Source organism: Halolamina pelagica (assembly GCF_900115675.1).
In the GTDB taxonomy this organism is placed as follows: domain Archaea; phylum Halobacteriota; class Halobacteria; order Halobacteriales; family Haloferacaceae; genus Halolamina; species Halolamina pelagica.
In genome coordinates this window covers 373,195-389,843 of record NZ_FOXI01000002.1, presented here as the reverse complement: position 1 = coordinate 389,843, position 16,649 = coordinate 373,195, and the positions used below count along the sequence as shown (strand labels likewise).

At 69.8% G+C, this 16,649-nt stretch carries 18 protein-coding genes; 8 read left to right on the top strand and 10 right to left on the bottom strand.

From position 1 onward, the window contains the following. Nucleotides 1-12: 12 nt before the first annotated feature. Nucleotides 13-675 carry a helix-turn-helix domain-containing protein gene (locus tag BMZ83_RS04620; RefSeq protein WP_074876109.1) on the bottom strand — a complete coding sequence of 221 codons (663 nt, stop codon included), beginning with the start codon at nt 673-675 and terminating at the stop codon, nt 13-15. 87 nt (nt 676-762) lie between these two features. Here BMZ83_RS04620 and BMZ83_RS04615 point away from each other — a divergent pair, with 87 nt between their 5' ends. Then, the gene (locus BMZ83_RS04615) at nt 763-2,457 is read left to right on the top strand and encodes an NADH-quinone oxidoreductase subunit D (RefSeq protein ID WP_394327186.1); all 1,695 of its coding nucleotides are present in this window, start codon (nt 763-765) and stop codon (nt 2,455-2,457) included. A 29-nt stretch (nt 2,458-2,486) separates the two neighbouring features. Here BMZ83_RS04615 and BMZ83_RS04610 read toward each other — a convergent pair whose 3' ends face one another. The 3 genes from BMZ83_RS04610 to BMZ83_RS17320 form a co-directional block, all read right to left on the bottom strand. Continuing rightward, complete coding sequence (locus BMZ83_RS04610; RefSeq protein ID WP_074876107.1) at nt 2,487-3,374, bottom strand: DUF7351 domain-containing protein; 888 nt, start codon at nt 3,372-3,374, stop codon at nt 2,487-2,489. Nucleotides 3,375-3,445: 71 nt separating this feature from the next. Beyond that, nucleotides 3,446-3,721, bottom strand: a complete 276-nt coding sequence (locus BMZ83_RS04605; protein ID WP_074876105.1) for a hypothetical protein — start codon at nt 3,719-3,721, stop codon at nt 3,446-3,448. A gap of 93 nt (nt 3,722-3,814) precedes the next feature. Continuing rightward, the gene (locus tag BMZ83_RS17320) at nt 3,815-3,946 is read right to left on the bottom strand and encodes a hypothetical protein (protein WP_255458107.1); all 132 of its coding nucleotides are present in this window, start codon (nt 3,944-3,946) and stop codon (nt 3,815-3,817) included. 133 nt (nt 3,947-4,079) lie between these two features. Between BMZ83_RS17320 and gfo6 the strand changes: the two genes are divergently transcribed. Beyond that, entirely contained in the window at nt 4,080-5,180 is a 1,101-nt protein-coding gene (gfo6, locus tag BMZ83_RS04600) for a D-xylose 1-dehydrogenase Gfo6 (RefSeq protein WP_074876103.1), read from the top strand. 238 nt (nt 5,181-5,418) lie between these two features. Here the strand turns inward: gfo6 and BMZ83_RS04595 are convergent, their stop codons facing one another. From BMZ83_RS04595 to BMZ83_RS04580, 4 genes are all read right to left on the bottom strand, one after another. Then, nucleotides 5,419-6,225 carry a carbon-nitrogen family hydrolase gene (locus BMZ83_RS04595; protein ID WP_074876177.1) on the bottom strand — a complete coding sequence of 269 codons (807 nt, stop codon included), beginning with the start codon at nt 6,223-6,225 and terminating at the stop codon, nt 5,419-5,421. 29 nt (nt 6,226-6,254) lie between these two features. Beyond that, a complete protein-coding gene (locus BMZ83_RS04590) occupies nt 6,255-6,689 on the bottom strand; it encodes an SRPBCC family protein (RefSeq protein WP_074876101.1) in 435 nt (144 codons plus the stop codon). Between the two features lie 61 nt (nt 6,690-6,750). After that, nucleotides 6,751-6,978: a DUF7123 family protein gene (locus tag BMZ83_RS04585; RefSeq protein ID WP_053947813.1), complete on the bottom strand. Its 228-nt coding sequence runs from the start codon at nt 6,976-6,978 to the stop codon at nt 6,751-6,753. 42 nt (nt 6,979-7,020) lie between these two features. Beyond that, nucleotides 7,021-7,227, bottom strand: coding sequence for a hypothetical protein (locus BMZ83_RS04580; RefSeq protein ID WP_074876099.1), 207 nt, complete (start codon nt 7,225-7,227; stop codon nt 7,021-7,023). 211 nt (nt 7,228-7,438) lie between these two features. Between BMZ83_RS04580 and BMZ83_RS04575 the strand changes: the two genes are divergently transcribed. From BMZ83_RS04575 to BMZ83_RS04565, 3 genes are all read left to right on the top strand, one after another. Further along, nucleotides 7,439-8,833 carry an FAD-dependent oxidoreductase gene (locus tag BMZ83_RS04575; RefSeq protein WP_074876097.1) on the top strand — a complete coding sequence of 465 codons (1,395 nt, stop codon included), beginning with the start codon at nt 7,439-7,441 and terminating at the stop codon, nt 8,831-8,833. Beyond that, a complete protein-coding gene (locus tag BMZ83_RS04570; RefSeq protein WP_074876095.1) occupies nt 8,830-9,726 on the top strand; it encodes an alpha/beta fold hydrolase in 897 nt (298 codons plus the stop codon). Before BMZ83_RS04575 ends, BMZ83_RS04570 begins: the two co-directional genes overlap by 4 nt. Nucleotides 9,727-9,853: 127 nt before the next feature. Further along, nucleotides 9,854-10,321 carry an NUDIX hydrolase gene (locus BMZ83_RS04565; protein WP_074876093.1) on the top strand — a complete coding sequence of 156 codons (468 nt, stop codon included), beginning with the start codon at nt 9,854-9,856 and terminating at the stop codon, nt 10,319-10,321. On the opposite strand, the gene BMZ83_RS04560 is transcribed toward BMZ83_RS04565, so the two are convergent. Together BMZ83_RS04560 and BMZ83_RS04555 are read right to left on the bottom strand one after the other, a co-directional pair. Continuing rightward, entirely contained in the window at nt 10,322-11,413 is a 1,092-nt protein-coding gene (locus tag BMZ83_RS04560; protein WP_074876175.1) for an asparagine synthase C-terminal domain-containing protein, read from the bottom strand. A 20-nt stretch (nt 11,414-11,433) separates the two neighbouring features. Beyond that, nucleotides 11,434-12,117, bottom strand: coding sequence for a PHP domain-containing protein (locus BMZ83_RS04555; protein ID WP_074876090.1), 684 nt, complete (start codon nt 12,115-12,117; stop codon nt 11,434-11,436). 146 nt (nt 12,118-12,263) lie between these two features. Here BMZ83_RS04555 and BMZ83_RS04550 point away from each other — a divergent pair, with 146 nt between their 5' ends. The 3 genes from BMZ83_RS04550 to BMZ83_RS04540 all read left to right on the top strand — a co-directional run bounded on the left by BMZ83_RS04550 (nt 12,264) and on the right by BMZ83_RS04540 (nt 16,634). Next, complete coding sequence (locus BMZ83_RS04550) at nt 12,264-13,115, top strand: ZIP family metal transporter (protein ID WP_074876088.1); 852 nt, start codon at nt 12,264-12,266, stop codon at nt 13,113-13,115. Nucleotides 13,116-13,193: 78 nt separating this feature from the next. Next, nucleotides 13,194-15,356, top strand: a complete 2,163-nt coding sequence (gene purL, locus BMZ83_RS04545; protein WP_074876086.1) for a phosphoribosylformylglycinamidine synthase subunit PurL — start codon at nt 13,194-13,196, stop codon at nt 15,354-15,356. 51 nt (nt 15,357-15,407) lie between these two features. Next, nucleotides 15,408-16,634 (top strand): DUF4157 domain-containing protein, encoded by a 1,227-nt coding sequence (locus BMZ83_RS04540; RefSeq protein ID WP_074876083.1) that lies wholly within the window; start codon nt 15,408-15,410, stop codon nt 16,632-16,634. Nucleotides 16,635-16,649 lie beyond the last annotated feature (15 nt).

Below are 16,649 nucleotides of genomic sequence, written 5' to 3'. Positions count from 1 at the left end.
CGGTACCGGGGCTCAGTCGTCGGCACCCGACACCGCCGCCATCACTCGGCTCTCGGCCTTCCGCAGGTGTTCGGCGGCGGTTGACGGGGCCACGTCGAGTGCCGCCGCCACGTCGTCGATCGACCCGCGACGGGGGCTGTCGTAGTAGCCGGCATCGACCGCGGCCGCGATGGCTTCGCGCTGGCGGCCCGTCAGCCCCGAGTCGAACAGTTCGCGCCGGCGGTCGTACTCGCCGACGCGGATGACCTCCATCCCCATCTCGCCGGGGAGGCCCTCGAGCGCCGGGCGGATCGCACCCGCGGTCCCGACGACGGTGAGCGTCGCCGAGCGGTCTGACGCGAACTCGATCGGCGGCACGGCCATGATGCCGGTCCGGGAGAGGGCGTCGAGTATCTCCTCGTCGCCCTCGGGGGGCGCCTCCTCGACGAACGCGTAGAACGTCCCGTCCTTGACCGCAGTGAACGCCCACTCCAGCACGCCGGGCGCGTCTCCGAGCATCCCGGCGAAGGCGTCCGGGTCGCCGTCGACGTGGTAGAGCAGCGTGTCCGGGGGCGGCCCGGAGCGGTCCTCGTGGAGCAACACGTCACGGTCGACCGCGTCGGCGTCGCAGATGGCCGCGTGCACGGGGTTGATCGTCTCGGCCGAGAACGTGACACGCAGGCGAACGTACTTCATCGGCCGCGGGGTTGGCCCGTCGTCGCTTAAGAATACCCGTTCGAGTGCGGCAGAACCCCCCAGTGGATGCGGGGGGAACACCGACATGTGTCTCAGCAAGTGCCGGCTACCGAGACGGTCGCCGACGATACCGACTCGCTCGCCGCTGACGCCCGACGGACCCTTGCCGACGCCGACTTGCGGGACGCCGTCGTTGGGTCACGTGAAATCGGCGAGAGCCCCGCGCTGGAGATCCGTGCCGACCGCGTCTCGGCCGTCCTGGACGCGCTCAGGGCGGGGCTCGGGCTCGATCACTGCTCCGCCGTGGTCGCACAGGAGTACGACACCCACGCCGAGAGCGTCTACCTCCTCCGGGACTACGACGAACCCACTCGGGAACTCGGCGTCGCCGTCCCCGTCCCACTCGACGATAAACGGAGCCAGTCCGGGACCGACGCGTACCGCACCGCCGACTGGCACGAACGGGAAGCCTACGACCTGATGGGGATCGAGTACGACGACCACCCGGACCTGCGCCGGATCCTCCTGCCGGAAACCTGGCAGGGCCACCCGTTGAGTCGGGCGTACGACCAGGATCGGCCACAGATCGTCCCGTTCCGGGAGAACGAACAGTCCCCCACGGACGCGGGGGCCAGCGCGGGCGGCGCCGGCGACACCGACACGATGTTCCTCAACGTCGGCCCGCACCACCCCGCGACCCACGGCGTGATGCATCTGGAGGCGACGCTCGACGGCGAGCAGGTCGTGGACGTGGAACCGGACATCGGCTACATCCACCGCTGTGAGGAGCAGATGTGCGAGTCCGGCACCTACCGCCACCAGATCATGCCCTACCCCGACCGGTGGGACTGGAGCGGCGCCGGGCTCTGCAACGAGTGGGCCTACGCCCGCGCGGCCGAGTCACTGGCGGACATCGACGTCCCCGAGTACGCGCAGGTGCTCCGGACGTTCACCGCCGAACTCAGCCGGATGCTCGGTCACTTCCTCGCCGTCGGGGCCTACGCCCTCGACGTGATCGGCGACTTCACCGCGACGTTCATGTACGCCATACAGGCCCGCGAACGGGTTCAGGACGTCCTCGAGGCGGTGACCGGGCAACGCCTGATGTTCAACTACTTCCGGCTGGGCGGCGTCGTCTGGGATCTCCCCGAACCCCGCGACGAGTTCTTCGAGTCGGTGCGGGAGTTCCTCGGCGAGATCCCCGAGCGTGTCCAGGAGTTCCACGACCTCCTGACGGCGAACGAGATCCTCCAGATGCGGACCGTCGACACGGGCCACCTCGACCCCGACGTCGCAAAGCAGTACGGCTGTACCGGGCCCGTCGCCCGCGGGTCCGGCATCGACTACGACGTCCGGCGGGACGATCCGTACGGCTACTACGAGGAACTCGACTGGGACGTCGTGACAGAGGACGGCTGTGACAACTACGCCCGGCTGCTGGTCCGCCTGCGGGAGCTGGAGGAGTCAGCGGCGATCGTCGATCAGTGTGTCGATCTGCTCGAAACGTGGCCCGACGCCGACCGGACGGTTCAGGCGAGCGTCCCGCGGACCATCAAGCCGCCGGAGGGTGCCGAAGTGTACGAGACCGTCGAGGCCGCGAAGGGTGAACTGGGGATCTACATCCGCAGCGACGGCACACAGAAACCCGGCCGGTTCAAGATCCGGGGGCCGTCGTTCTCGAACCTCCAGGCGCTGCCGGAGATGGCCAACGGCGGCATGATCCCGGACCTCATCGCGACGCTGGGGAGCCTGGACACGATCATGGGCGAAGTCGACCGCTAGGCGGCGCCTTTCCGGTACGTTCGTCCTCGTCAGCCCGAGGAGCGCTCCGTCTCCAGCACCGTGAGGTCGTCGCCGAGCGTCACGGTCAGCGTTTCGCCGCCCTGTTCGATCGCGACCTCGAAGCGCTGGGGCTCCTCGCCCGCGAGTTCGATCACCTCGTCGGTCACACACCACGAGAGCGTCCAGTAGGGCTGGTCGGAGAGGGAGACGCCGTGTTCGCGGTGGAAGCCCACCACCGCGCTGTCGTCCAGCAGCGCGAGACCGACCGCCGAACAGAGTTGGTGGTTACACTGCGAGCAGCGGTGCGTGGCCGTGAGCGTGCTGCCGAGACAGCACTCGTCGGCGCGCTCGATGGTGGTCTCCATTCGGCCGCTGCACTCGGGGCAGACCCCGTCCTTCGCGAGGCAGTGCAGGTGACGGACGCGCTGGTCGAACGCCGAGAGGATCTCGTCGTCGGTGCGGTCGGTTAGGCCGCCCGGGGGGAACGCGTACTCGCCGTGACCGTAGCCACACTCCGGGCACTGGATCGAGAGCTGTTCGTCGTCGTAGATGGCGCGGAGTTCGGCGCCACACTCCACACACGGATCGCCCACGTCGATGGGGTCCAGCGTCGGGTGTTCGGTGAAGGATCCGGCGAGCACCGCCCGGACCACCTTCTCGCCGGCGTGGCGGAGTTCGTAGCCGTCGTCGACTTTCCGGACGAACTGGTCGGTTAGTTTGTCGAGGTGGTAGTTGAACTGTGCGCTGTCACGCATCTCCACGGCCTGCCGGAGGTCGCTGAAACGCACCGGCGACTGCTCGGCGTTCCAGAGCGCCTCCAGGATCGAGAGCCGCGTCTCGTTGGCGACCAGCCCGAAGGCGTCGGCGGGTTCGACGCAGTCCCCACACTCCTGAATCGACTGGAGCCTCTCGCTCATGGACGAAATCAGGGAGCACACCCGAAAAAGTGTTCGGTGAACTTCGTTTGTGTATGCTGTGCGACTGGTTTTCAGAGCCGGACACAGACGCCCGCCCGCGGGAGGCAGAGCCGCATCGTGTGATCGGACTTGCGCCGGTCCGCGACGACGGCAGCGCCGCCGCCGACGGCGACGCCGAGCAGGAGGCCGCCGAGCAGCGCCGGCGGCGCCGCGGCGGCGAACAGCACGCCCGCCAGGAGCGCCACTGTCGCCAGCGTGCCGCCGAGGGTGCGGGGCGGATCACCTCGAACCGGCTCCCGGGTGCCGGACGTGACGAGTCTCGGAACGACTGGATCAGGGTCGGTCATACACGTCCCAGTAGGGGGTGCCACCACCAAAAGAGTAATCTGAATTATGTTTCTGTAACCGTCGTTACTGAAGCGGAGTTAAGCAACCCGCGGTCAGCAGTCGTCGTCCCAGTACGGTACGTCACTCCCTCGCTCGTCGTAGCCCGATACGTCGCGTTCGGTTTCGCCGCCCGGGGGCGACCCGGCGAAGACGCCGACCTCGACGGAGTCGGGGGAGACGGTCACGTCGGGATCCCGTATCGTTCACTGGCTCCATACGCGGGGGGTTCGTCGCCGAGGTGAAAGCTCCCTGCCCCGGCAACCCGTTCCCGCCTTCCCCTTCGCCAACCGTTTTCCCGCCGGCTTCCGACCTGGAACTATGGACCTGCAGGCACTCGTCGACGCCGCGTCGACACGCGACTGGGACACCGACCCCGACGGCACCGTCTCGGTTGCGGTCGTCGGCCTCGGGAACTACGCGCGGAACGTCTCGATCCCGGCGATCGGGGCGGGCGACTACACCGACCTCGGCGCCGTCGTCTCCGGCGACCCGGAGAAGGCGGCCCGCGTCGCCGACGAACACGGTGCCGTGGCGCTCGACTACGAGGCCTACGTCGAGGGTGAGGCCGTCGGCGCCTACGACGCGGTCTACGTCGCGACGCCGAACCGAATCCACCTCGACCAGATCCGGGCCGCGGCGGGCCATGGCAAGCACGTCATCTGCGAGAAGCCGCTGGAAGCGACCACCGAGCGGGCCGCCGCGGCCGTCGACGCCTGCGACGAGGCGGGCGTCACGCTGATGACCGCCTACCGGATGCAGGCCGACCCCGTGATCCGGGCGCTGGGCTCGTTCGTGGCCGCGGGCGGTATCGGTGAGCCGACGAAGGCGATGGGCGAGTTCACGTTCCCCGTCCTCGCCGGCTCGAAAGGCCCCGAGCAGTGGCGCCTCGACGCCGAACTCGCCGGCGGCGGCGCGCTGATGGACGTGGGCGTCTACCCGCTGAACACGACCCGGTACCTGCTCGGCGCCGACCCCGGCGCCGTCGAGGCGATGGCTCGCGCGAGCGAGCCCTTCGGCGATCGGCCCGACGACCCGGGGAGTCCGCGGTTCGCCGACGAACACGTCCACGTGCTCGCCGAGTTCCCCGAGGGCGTCGTCGGCGAGTTCACCGCGAGCTTCAGCGGCGAGGCGGGGACGTGGCTGGAACTCGTCGGGAGCGACGGCCGGATCAGGGTCGAGAACGCGTTCGTCCCGGACGGCGAGCGCACCGTCCGGCTCAGCACCGACGCCGGCGACGTGGAGTTCTCCGGCGTCGGCGCCGACGAGACCCGCGAGGAGTTCGACTACTTCGCCCACTGCGTGCTGACGGGCACGCCGCCGGAGCCCGACGGCCGGGACGGGCTGACCGACGTGGCCGTCATGGGTGCCGCCTACGAGGCGGCCGCGACCGGCGGACGCGTCGCTGTCGAGCGTCAGTGAGTCGAGAGGGGGAGTGCGGTGGAAGGCGGGCGGAGGCGGATGAGTCGGACCGGTTGGCCCCCGTGGTCGGTCCGACGGTGCGCCGATGGTGGCGGACCCCTCGCCACGTTGTCGAGCGCGGTTGGCTGTCGACGGTACGGCGAGAAAAGCGCCGTTCGCGTCGACGGTAGAGCGTACCCGAGTCATAGACATAAATCCACGGGTCCCGGCCCGTGAACGACCAGTGTCGCCGCCGCGACTACAGTCGGCGGTCTCGCAGCGCCGGGAACTCCTCGCGAACCGATTCGACCCGGGACGGGGAGAGCGACGCCGTCACCAGCTCGGGGTCGTCGTCGCAGGTGGCCACCGGCGTCCCCCACGGGTCGTAGACGGTCGAGCGACCGACGAGTTCGTCGTCGCCCATCTCGCCGGCGCCGTTGACGGCGGCGACGTACGCGAGGTTCTCGATGGCCCGCGAGCGCGGGAGCGTGCGCCAGTGCTCGACGCGGGGGTACGGCCACGCGCTCGGGACCAGCACCAGCGAGACGCCCTCGTCGGCGAGCTCCCGGTAGAGTTCGGGGAAGCGCAGGTCGTAGCAGGTGGTCATGCCGACCGTGAACCCCTCGAACTCGACGGTCGGCAGCGACTCGCCGGGCGTGAGCAGCTGGGTCTCCGCGGAGTCGTAGCCGAACAGGTGCTGTTTGCGGTAGACGGCCCGCACCTCGCCCGCGCGGTCGAGAAAGACGGAGGCGTTCGCCAGCCCGTCGGGTTCGGGCGTGTCGAACCCTGCGTCGGCGCTGGCGGCGAGATCCTCGACGACGCTGCCGGCCTGGACCGCGACCCCGTGTTCGGCGGCCGCGTCGCCGATGCGGTTGAGCGTCGGGCCGTCGATCGGCTCGGCGTTCCGCGCGTAGGCGTCGAACGCGAAGTAGCCGACGTTGAACATCTCGGGCAGGCAGACGAGGTCGGCGCCGGCGGCGGCGCGTTCGATGGCTTCGACCGCGCGGTCGACGTTTCGCTCGACGCGGCCCGCCTCGACGCGGTGCTGGGCTAACGCGACCGTGATCGCGTCGGCGGCGGCGCCGATGCCCGCAGTCATGCTTTCAGCCCCAACTCCTCGCGGAGCGCGGCTTCGAGGTTGTCCAGTTCCTTCTCGAAGTTCTTCTTGAAGAAGCGCTCGACGCCGGGGAGCCGGCCGTCGACGACGAACTCGTTGTGCAGCGTCGTCGTCTCGCCGTCCGACTCGATGGTGTGTCTGCCGGTCACCCGAAGCGCCTTCGACTTCCCGACGAACTCGACGTACGAGGGCGGGTCGCGCTCGACGTCCTCGGTCTCGACGGCGACGGTGGCGCCGATGCCCGGGATCGGCAGGCTGACCTGCCAGACCGCCTCCCGGCCGTCCTCGTCGTTGACTTCGTACGATTCGACGACGCTGATCGCCTCGGCCCGCTTGGCGGGGTCCGCGATGAACTCCCACACCTGCTCGGCCGGGGCATCGAACGTGAAGGTCCGTTCGACACGGACGGTCATACCCGGATTACGGGGCGGGGGGTGATAACGGGTAGGGACTGCGACAGCGAGGTCGGGGTGGCTACCCCTGGGGTTCGACTCGCCACGTCGTGGACTTCGAGCGCCCCCACTTCTCGATCTCCACGTCGTCGGACTTCTCCGCCAGCGTCGGCAGCCGGCTGCCGACCTGTTTGGCCGAGAGTCCGATGGACTCGGCGATGTTCTTGGCCCGGAAGTACCGGTCCCCAGAGGAGACGCTGTGGCGCAGGTACGCGACGATGCGTGCCTCCTCCTCGGTGTAGTCGGTCATTCGCTTTGGGGTAGGGCGTTCGCGGTCTTAACGGTTTCCCGGTTACTCCCCCCAGAGCAGGTGGATCGCGGCGACGGCGCCGACGCCGACGGTCATCGCGACGGCGAAGGGAACCGCCGCGACGTGGGTCCCGCTCTCGAACGTCGCGCTCGGGGAGGTCATCGCCAGCCACGCCGCGGCGGCTAGCGCGACCACGGTGAGGGTGAGACCGACACCGAGGCCGATATCTGAGGAACTGTCGTGTGCCATACGCTGGCTTCCGGCGGCGTGGTAAGTAGTTCTTGCGAACGCAACATCGGGGATCGAACTGAGGAGCCCGGTGATCGAAGCCGCCGGGTGGGTACCGGGTCCCTCAGCGCCAGTCCCGCCGAAAAAATAGACAGAATTTATAGTTGATTGGTAACTATTCATTCGGTGTTCGAGGCCGATCCGGAAAACACGGACCGATCGACGGAGAACGATGACGCTCGCCACAACAACACGCTACGACCCCGATCGGGTGTCTCGACAGGGGGGGTCCGCGGTCGTGATGGGTGGCAGTATGGCCGGACTGCTGGCAGCACGTGTTCTATCGGACGCCTACGACGAGGTGGTCGTGGTCGAACGCGATCCGATCCCGTCGACGCCCACACCACGGCGTGGCGTCCCACAGGGTCACCACGTGCACGTCCTGCTCGAAGCGGGCCGGGCCACGCTCTGTGACCTCTTTCCCGGCTACGGGGAGGACCTGATCGACGCCGGTGCGCTGATCATCAACGTCGGCGAAGACCTGGAACAGTACGAGGCGGGCGGGTTCCTGGCGCCACCGGCGACGCGGATGGAGATGTACTGTGCGAGTCGACCGCTACTGGAGGGGGTCGCCCGCGACCGGTTGGGGGCTCTCGATGCTGTCGAACTACGTGGAGGGTGTCGGTTCACGGACTACGTCGTCGACGACGGCCGCGTCGAGGGCGTCCGTGTCCGGGCGGACGACGACACGGGGACGATCCCGGCCGACCTGGTGGTCGACGCGACGGGGCGGACCAGTCGGACGCCCCGGTGGCTGACGGAGCACGGCTACGAGATACCGCCCACCGTCGAGGTCGACATCGACTTCACGTACAGCACCATCCGGATCGACCGACCCAGGGAGGCCCGTCGGATGCTGTTTGCCCCGCAGTCCGCGCCGCGGACCACCGGCGGGGCAGCGTTCCCCATCGAGGACGGCGAGTGGCTCGTGACGCTCGGCGGGATGCACGACAGCGACCCGCCGTCGACGGTGGCGGCGTTCGAGACGTACGCCGACCGACTCCCGATCGACGGGGTTCGCGAGCTCGTCGCCGAGCGCGAGGTCGTCTCGGACGGCGTCGACCGGTACCCGTTCCCGTCGAACCGGCGTCGCCGCTACGAGGACCTCGACGATTTCCCGGAGGGACTCGTCGTGACCGGCGACGCCATCGCGAGCTTCAACCCCATTTACGGGCAGGGCATGTCCGTCGCGGCACTGGAGGCAATCCAGCTGCACCACCTCCTCGCGTCGGGGAACACCGACGCGATCAGCCAGCGGTTCTTCGCGGCCGCCGCGGACGTCGTCGACATCGCGTGGTCGATGGCCGTCGGCGCCGACAGCGAGTTCGAGGCCACGTCCGGGCCGACCCCGACCGGCGCCGGGCTGTTCAACCGGTACCTGAACAGGCTGGTGCGGCGAGCGCACACCGACGAGCAGCTCGCGGAGGCCTACTACAGAGTCGTCGGGATGGAGCGGCCGCCGACGGCGTTGCTCCGCCCCAGAACCGTATGGCGCACGCTTCGACCCGAGCCGGTCGTCGAAGGGTTCAGCGTGGAGGGGCCGACGGTGACGACCGACAGAACATGAGTCACGACATCGAGGCGAGCGCCCCGTTGCCGGAGGGCCCGGCCGCCGAGCGGTCCGTCCGCGAGGTGAACGGGGTCTCGCTGCACGTCGTCGCCGCCGGCGAGCCGGACGCGCCGCTCGTGGTGTTCCTCCACGGGTTCCCCGAGTTCTGGTACGAGTGGCGCGAGTACGTCGAGCCGTTCGTCGACGCCGGGTATCGCGTCCTCGTGCCCGACCAGCGCGGCTACAACCGGAGCGAGAAACCCGACGGCGTCCGCGCCTACCGGATCAGCGACCTCTCGCGGGACGTCGTCGAACTGATCGGGAGCGAGGGCCGGGAGCGCGCGCACGTCGTCGGCCACGACTGGGGGGCCGCAGTCGCGTGGGACCTCTCACTGCGGCATCCGGACGCGGTCGATCGGCTCGGCATCGTCAACGTCCCCCACCCCACGGTGTTCGAGAACACCCTGCGCTCGAACCTCACCCAGCTGCGAAAGAGCTGGTACATGTTCTTCTTCCAACTCTCGGGGGTCGCTGACTGGTACGTCCGGCGCAACGAGTACGACTTCATGGTCACCGCGATGGCGGAGGGTTCGAAACCGGGGACGTTCGACGAGGTCGACTTCGAGCGGTACCGGCGTGCGTGGGCGGAACCGGGGGCGGTGTCGGCGATGGTGAACTGGTACCGAGCGCTGTTCCGACACAACGAGGACCCGCCGCGCGAGACAGTCGCCGCCCCGACGCTCGTCCTCTGGGGCGAGAACGATCAGGCGCTGATCCCGGAGATGGCCCCCCGGAGCGTCGACTACTGTGAGGACGGCCGCCTGGAGCGCTTCCCCGACGCGACACACTGGCTCCCCCACGAGGCGACCGACCGCGTGACGGCGTCGCTCCTGGAGCACCTCGAACGCTGACCCCGCGCTGTGGCGAGGACTGAGCGGGACGACCCTCGCTACCGGGCGTGAATCCACCGGTCGTCGTGGCACGGTACCGGCCCCATCGAACCGCAACCCCGAAACCCCGCGCCCGAAACGGGCAGGTATGGAGACCACGCGCCACTTCACCGCCACCGTCTACGTCGTCAACGACGGCGCCGCCGCCCTCCACTACCACCCGAAACTGGAGATCCACATCCCCCCGGGCGGGCACGTCGATCGCGACGAACTGCCCCACGAGGCCGGGCTCCGGGAGACTCGCGAGGAGACCGGGCTCGAACCGACGCTGCTCGACGACACCGACCCCGTCGGCGCGCCCGCGGGGGAGACGCTCCCGACACCGCGCGAGCAACTGCTGTACGACATCGACGCTGACGGCGACGGCATCTACCACCAGCACGTCGACCACGTCTACTTCGCGACCGTCCCGAGTCGGGAAATCGACCCTGATCCCGGCGAGGCGGGCGTCGAGGCGTGGGAGTGGTACGACCGCGACGACCTCCGGGAGAGCCACATCGACGCCGACACCCGAGCGCTGGCGCGCAGAGCCATCGACACCGCCGAGAACGCGTAGCTACGCCTCGCCCGCGACCAGCGCGTCGACGTACTGCCCGACGTGATCCTCCATCCGCCGCTTGTAGCCGGCCTGTCTGGCCAGCCGGTCGAGTTCCCGCGCCGCGTAGGTGCCGTACTGGACCGCCTTCTTCTCCGCCGTCCGCACGGGCTCTGGTACCACGCCCTCGGCGGCGCGCCGGAGCGCGATCTTCCGCTCGTCGTCGGTCGCGAGTAAGTCCGCCGGCAGCCGGAGCGCGGCGTCGACGACGCGGTCGTGGAGGAGCGGTGCGACCGGTTCGACGCCCGCGGCCCGGAGCGTCAGCACGTCCCGCGGGAGTTGGTGGGGAAGCGTCCGGATCACCTCCCGCGTGGCGCCGCGCACGGTGTCAGCGTCGACGCGGTGGTCCGACGCAGGGTCGACCACCTTCCGGTAGCCGCCGAACAGTTCGTCGGCACCCTGCCCGACCGCGAGCCGGTCGAAGCCGTCCGCCGACGCCTGCTCAGCCGCGAAGTACAGCGGCAGCGCGATCCCAACGTCCATCGCGTTCGTCCGACCGGTGGCGCGGGCGATCTCGGGCACCGCGCGCACGATGTCGTCGTGGTCGAACGCGACCACCCGGAGGTCGCGGTCCATCGCCGCGGCGGCCTCGCGGGCGGCCGCCTCGTCGTGGGACTCGGCGCCCGCGAAGCCGGCGACGTAGCAGGGGACGTCCGGGACCCCTGCGGCCACGAGCGCCGAGTCGACGCCGCCGGAGAAGGCGACCGCGAGCCCCGCCGGGTCGGATTCGCGGACGCTCTCGAGGACAGCCTCCCTGACGGCGTCGACGGCGACCTCGTGGGCGGTCTCGACTGTGGGTGTCGGGAGCGACCAGGCTTCGCGTCGGTCGCCCGCGGCGTCGACCACCGTCCCGGCGTGGAGGAGTTCGGGATCGGTCAGGTCAGTGGGGTCGAAGCCCCAGTCGTCGGCCGCGGCGTCGACGTAGAGCGGTTCGCGACCCAGCACGTCCCGGACGAGTCGGCCGTCGGCTTCGCCGGCAAAGCCCGCTGTTCCGGGGAGCGGGTCGCCGGACTCGATCGCCGATCGAACCGTCGCCGCGTCGGCGCCCCGGATGGTGGTCCCGTCGGGAGCCATCAGAACAGTTCGCGCACGCCGCGCTGGATCCGGCGTTTCACGCCGCCGGCGGCCTGCCGGAACGAGATCCGCCAGGGCGTCTTCTGGCCGACGACGCTGGTTCGCCCCGACGCGATGGCGTCGAGGATCGCGTCGACGCTGCGCTCCTCGACGCCGATCTCGGTGACGGCCTGCCCGACCATCTCGGAGATGTGGGCGTCGCTGCCGGCGGTCTTGGGCACGTCGTGGGCGGTGGCGAACCGTTCGGCCTGCCGGTTGGACCGCCCCGTGAGGAGTCGGGAGTTGTACACCTCGATCGCGTCCGCGTTGGCGAGCTGCTCGTCGGAGATGTGGGCGGCGACGCCGTGGCGCGAGCTCTGGAACGGGTGGGGGACGATGGCGATCCCATCCTGTGCGTGGATGCGATCGAGCGTCTCGTCGTAGCTGAGCCCCGGCGGGATCTGCTCGTCGATCCCCAGCGCGAGCACGTGGCCGGCCGCGGAGGTCACTTCCATCGCGACGATGCCGACGAGGCCGTACTCCTCGGCGAGCGAGGCGGCCTCGATACTCGCGTCGATCTCGTCGTGGTCGGTGACGGCGATGGCGTCCAGCCCGACGGCCGCGGCCTGCTCGACCAGGAGGTCGACCGGGTCCCGGCCGTCGTGGGAGCGCTCGGAGTGACAGTGCAGCTCGGCCGAAAGCACGGACCGTGATTTGCGGTCGCCGGTAAAAAGGAAACCGATAGGGGGGCGAGATCTGCCGGGCCGACGGAAGCTGATCGGGTTTTAGGATAGCCAAATTTATTTTGCGATTCCGAAACACTAATCGTTCGGCGTGTGCGAGTCGACGTATGGCGTTCATCGGGAACCTCGTGCTCGTGTTCGTCGCCGGGTTCATCACCGCGCTGGCGACGGGGCTCGGGGCGTTGCCCTTCTTCTTCGTCGAGGAGTTCAGCGACCGCTGGAACGTCGGCCTCTGGGGGACCGCGTCGGGCATCATGGTCGCGGCGTCGCTGTTCGGCCTGCTCAACGAGGGGTTGGCCTACACGTCGGGCCTGCCGGTGCTGCTCGGCGTCGGCCTGCTCGCGGGCGTCGTGCTCGTCGAACTCTCCGACAGGATACTCGACTGGCTCGATATGGGCGGGCACGGTGACCACGGCGACGACGACCACGACGAGCACCGACTGGAGGCCGAGGCGTTCGCCGAGGGCGACCCGAAGAAGCTCGCGCTCATCCTCGGGATCCTCACCGTCCACAGCTTCCCGGAGGGGGTCGCCGTCGGCGTCTCCTTCGCGGAGTTGGGCCTCGAGGGCGGCGTCGGCGTCTTCGGGTTCGCGGTCCCGGTGCTCGCGGTCTTCATGACCGTCGCGATCTCGATCCACAACATCCCCGAGGGGACCGCGATCGCGATCCCGATGCGGGCGATGGGCCTCTCGAAGTGGCGGATGGTCGGCGCGGCCGTGTTCTCCAGCCTGCCCCAGCCCATCGGCGCCGTGATCGCGTTCGCGTTCGTCCGCTGGGCGCAGGCGTTTCTCCCCTTCGGCTACGGGTTCGCCGCGGGGGCGATGGTGTACCTGGTCGCGACGGAGTTCGTTCCCGAGGCGCTCGAAACCGGCCGGGACCTGCCTGACGGCGGTCGCAGCGCACTGGTGATCGGCTTCGCCGCGGGCGTGTTGGCCATGCTGCCGCTGCTCTCGGTCTGATCCCGACCCGTCGGCGACGATAGCCACGAACGTGCACAACGAAACCCCTTTGCACCCCGACGCTGACCACACAGGTGAATGCCTCTCGCGGATGCGGACCACGACCTCGTCGTCGACGAACTCGGCCGCGAGCCCACCCGGGCCGAAGAACACCTGTTCGAGAACCTCTGGAGCGAGCACTGCGCGTACCGCTCCTCGCGCATGCTGCTCTCGAACTTCGAGAGCGGGGGCGAACACGTCGAGATCGGCCCCGGGGACGACGCCGCAGTCGTCCGGGTTCCCGGCACCGACACGCTGCTGACGTTCGGCATCGAGAGCCACAACCACCCCAGCTACGTCGACCCCTACGACGGGGCCGCCACCGGGATCGGCGGCATCGTCCGCGACACGCTCTCGATGGGCGCCTACCCCATCGCGCTCGCGGACTCGCTGTACTTCGGCCCGTTCGACCGCGAGCACTCGCGGTACCTGTTCGAGGGCGTCGTCGAGGGCATCTCGGACTACGGCAACGCCATCGGCGTCCCGACCGTCGCCGGCAGCGTCGCGTTCGAGGAAAGTCACGTCGGCAACCCCCTCGTGAACGTCGCCTGCGTCGGAAAAACAACGCCGGAGCGACTCGTGACTGCGGAGGCCCAGGCCGCAGGGAACCGACTCGTCCTCCTCGGGAACGCCACGGGGCGGGACGGCCTCGGCGGCGCGTCCTTCGCCAGCGAGGACCTCGCGGAGGACGCCGAGACCGAGGACCGACCCGCGGTCCAGGTCGGCGACCCCTACTCGGAGAAACTCCTGATCGAGTGCAACGAGGCGCTGCTGGACGAGGACCTGATCGAGTCCGCCCGCGACCTCGGCGCCGCCGGCCTCGGCGGCGCGTCCTCCGAACTGGTCGCGAAGGGCGGCTTCGGCGCCGACATCGACCTCGAAGCAGTCCACACCCGCGAGCCCGGGATGAACGCGACCGAGATCCTGCTCGCGGAGTCCCAGGAGCGCATGTGCTACGAGGTGGCGCCGGAGAACGTCGAGCGCGTGGCGGAGATCGCCGAGCGGTTCGACCTCGGCTGCTCGGACATCGGCGAGGTGACCGAGGGGAACTACGTCTGTGAGTTCGAGGGGGAGACCGTCGTCGACGCGCCCGCGGCGTACCTCGCCGACGGCGCACCCCTGAACGATCTCGGCCGGAAAGCCCCGGCGGCGCCCGAGCGCGACCTGCCCGAGTTCGACCTCGCCGAGGCGTTCGAGGCGGTCGTCGCCGACCCCACTGCGGCGAGCAAGGAGTGGGTCTACCGGCAGTACGACCACGAGGTCGGCCTGCGGACCGCGGTCGAACCCGGCGACGACGCCGCCGTGCTCGCGCTCCACGGGGCGGGCGACGCGGACGACGAGCACGCCATCGCGCTCTCGTCGGGGGCGAACCCCCACTGGACGGACTGCGACCCGGAGGCCGGCGCCCGTGCCGTTGCGGTCGAGAACGCGACCAACCTCGCCGCGAAGGGGGCCACGCCCCTCGCAGCCGTGGACTGCCTCAACGGCGGCAACCCCGAGGACCCCGAGACCTACGACGGCTTCGCGGCTGCGGTCGATGGACTGGCCGGAACCTGCGCCGACCTCTCGGTGCCGGTCGTCGGCGGCAACGTCTCGCTCTACAACGACTCCGAGACGGGCCCCGTCGCGCCGACGCCGACGCTCGCGGTGCTCGGGACCAAGTCGGGCTACGACGCCCCCGCGGCGACAGTCTCGGGCGAGGGCGATCTGGTCCTCGTCGAGCCGGCCGAGTGGGTCGCCGGCTCCGGGATCGGGAGCGACGACCCGCACGCCCTCGGCGGCTCGTTGCTCCTCTCGCAGTTCGGCGGCTCGGACCGCTTCCCGGCGGTTCCCGCGGATCCGGGCGCGCTCGTGGACGCGCTGGGCCGCGTCGCCGGGCTCGACTCGACGTTCGCGACCCACGACGTGAGCGACGGCGGCCTCGCGGTGGCGCTGGCGGAGTTGGTCACTGACGAGGCAGGCGTCGACGCCGACCTCGCCGAGGCTCGGGCGCTGTTCAGCGAGGCGCCGGGGCGGGTCGTGGTGGAGACGACCGACGCCGACGCGCTGCGTGACGCGGTCGGCGACGACGCTGCGGTGACGGAACTGGGCACCGCGACCGCGGACGGGGCACTGTCGCTCTCGGTCGGCGAGGAGTCGATCGTGGTCGACGCGGGCGAGATCGGCGAGTTGCGCGACGTGCTGGCTCGCGAACTCGACTGATCGGGAAGCCTCCCGCACAACTTATGTGACTCGTTGGTTGACAGTACGGCCATGCGCCCCGCCGCCGTCCTGACCGCCCTCCTCGTCGTCCTCGCCGGCTGTGGCGGGGTGGCCGACGTGGCGGTCACCGAGCCTCGCACCGACGCCACGGCGACGCCGACGGCGACCCCCGCGACCGACGTCCAGGTCATCGGCGGCGAGCTGCCGCTCGACGCGACGGTCGTGTTCGACCGCGTGTTGAACCTGACCGGCGAACGCGTCGCCGGACCGGTCGTCTACGTCGAACCGCCCGCGGAGATGTCGTCGACGATACTGGACGGCCGCCGCTCGCAGTTCCGGACGGCGCTCGGCGTCGTGCCGCCGGCGCGGACCGACGCCGAACGCCTCCAGCTCGCTGCGTACGCGCCGACCGACGGGAACGCGGTCCACGTCAACGAGGGGATACTGGGCGACGAGACGAGTGCGGAGGTGACTGTGGCCCACGAGTTCGTCCACGTCGTCCAGTTCCGGAACGGGTGGCACGAGTCGGTGTGGAGCGTCGACCCGGCCTTCGACGCCGGGGGGATCAGCTACGACCGGGAACTCACCTACTACCTGGTGATCGAGGGCGCCGGCGAGTACGTCGAGGACCACTACGTACGACAGTTCGTCCCGGGAGTTGACGGCGAGGATCCCCTGCGAGCCGACTACCGCGACGGCTCGGCCTACGAGCGCTTGAACCTCGCACGCTACGTCCTCGGCGCCGAGTACGTCGCCGAGCGCGTCGACTCGCCCCGGGAGCTCGCCGGCGTGCACCGGCATCCGCCCGAATCCTCCGAGCAGGTGCTCCACAACTCGACTGACCCCGTCGAGCACCTGATCGTCACCACCTCCGAGACGGGCGACTGGACCGAGCACACCCGGAACCGGCAGGGCGAACTGTTCCTGCGGGTCGCGCTCCGGACCGAACTGAACCGGTCGACCGCCGTCGACGCCGCCCACGGCTGGGGAGAGGACCGCCGGATCACGTTCGAACGCGGCAACAAGACGGGGACGGCCTGGACCCTCCACTGGGACGACGCGGCCAACGCGACCGAGTTCGAGGCGGCGTTCGAGCGCTTCCTCGACGCGAAAGCGATCGAGCGGGACGGGGTCTGGTACCAGTCCGACGGGAACGCCACCTACCGCGTCGTCGAGGCGAACGACGAAACGACGGTCGTGTTACTCGGCGACGAGGCGTTCGTCCGGGCCGCGACGGTCGAGGCGACACGGGACGGCGTACTCGATATCGAGATCTGACTCGGCGCCAACTGT

Bases quoted from the DNA above. Each gene is read 5' to 3' on its own strand.
- BMZ83_RS04580 (WP_074876099.1), bottom strand. From the start codon at position 7,227: ATGGCACACGACAGTTCCTCAGATATCGGCCTCGGTGTCGGTCTCACC.
- BMZ83_RS04605 (WP_074876105.1), bottom strand. From the start codon at position 3,721: ATGACCGACCCTGATCCAGTCGTTCCGAGACTCGTCACGTCCGGCACC.
- BMZ83_RS04590 (WP_074876101.1), bottom strand. From the start codon at position 6,689: ATGACCGTCCGTGTCGAACGGACCTTCACGTTCGATGCCCCGGCCGAG.
- BMZ83_RS04550 (WP_074876088.1), top strand. From the start codon at position 12,264: ATGGCGTTCATCGGGAACCTCGTGCTCGTGTTCGTCGCCGGGTTCATC.
- BMZ83_RS04575 (WP_074876097.1), top strand. From the start codon at position 7,439: ATGACGCTCGCCACAACAACACGCTACGACCCCGATCGGGTGTCTCGA.
- BMZ83_RS04620 (WP_074876109.1), bottom strand. From the start codon at position 675: ATGAAGTACGTTCGCCTGCGTGTCACGTTCTCGGCCGAGACGATCAAC.
- BMZ83_RS04565 (WP_074876093.1), top strand. From the start codon at position 9,854: ATGGAGACCACGCGCCACTTCACCGCCACCGTCTACGTCGTCAACGAC.
- gfo6 (WP_074876103.1), top strand. From the start codon at position 4,080: ATGGACCTGCAGGCACTCGTCGACGCCGCGTCGACACGCGACTGGGAC.
- purL (WP_074876086.1), top strand. From the start codon at position 13,194: ATGCCTCTCGCGGATGCGGACCACGACCTCGTCGTCGACGAACTCGGC.
- BMZ83_RS04540 (WP_074876083.1), top strand. From the start codon at position 15,408: ATGCGCCCCGCCGCCGTCCTGACCGCCCTCCTCGTCGTCCTCGCCGGC.
- BMZ83_RS04610 (WP_074876107.1), bottom strand. From the start codon at position 3,374: ATGAGCGAGAGGCTCCAGTCGATTCAGGAGTGTGGGGACTGCGTCGAA.
- BMZ83_RS04570 (WP_074876095.1), top strand. From the start codon at position 8,830: ATGAGTCACGACATCGAGGCGAGCGCCCCGTTGCCGGAGGGCCCGGCC.
- BMZ83_RS04585 (WP_053947813.1), bottom strand. From the start codon at position 6,978: ATGACCGACTACACCGAGGAGGAGGCACGCATCGTCGCGTACCTGCGC.